The sequence below is a fragment of the Vibrio sp. OPT46 genome, from assembly GCF_015163535.1.
Taxonomy (GTDB): domain Bacteria; phylum Pseudomonadota; class Gammaproteobacteria; order Enterobacterales; family Vibrionaceae; genus Vibrio; species Vibrio alginolyticus.
This window is the reverse complement of sequence record NZ_JADDYG010000666.1, coordinates 1-213: the sequence shown is the minus strand read 5'-3', so window position 1 is coordinate 213 and position 213 is coordinate 1. Positions and strand designations below refer to the sequence as shown.

At 50.2% G+C, this 213-nt stretch carries 1 rRNA gene; it reads left to right on the top strand.

The features are described 5' to 3' along the window. Window positions 1–213 (top strand): 23S ribosomal RNA (locus IQR33_RS24270); the annotation flags it as partial.

The window sequence follows — 213 nt, the reverse complement described above, 5'->3', positions numbered from 1 at the left end:
ACACAGGTGGTCGGGTAGAGAATACCAAGGCGCTTGAGAGAACTCGGGTGAAGGAACTAGGCAAAATGGTACCGTAACTTCGGGAGAAGGTACGCTCTCGACGGTGAAGTCCCTCGCGGATGGAGCTATTGAGAGTCGCAGATACCAGGTGGCTGCAACTGTTTATTAAAAACACAGCACTGTGCAAAATCGTAAGATGACGTATACGGTGTG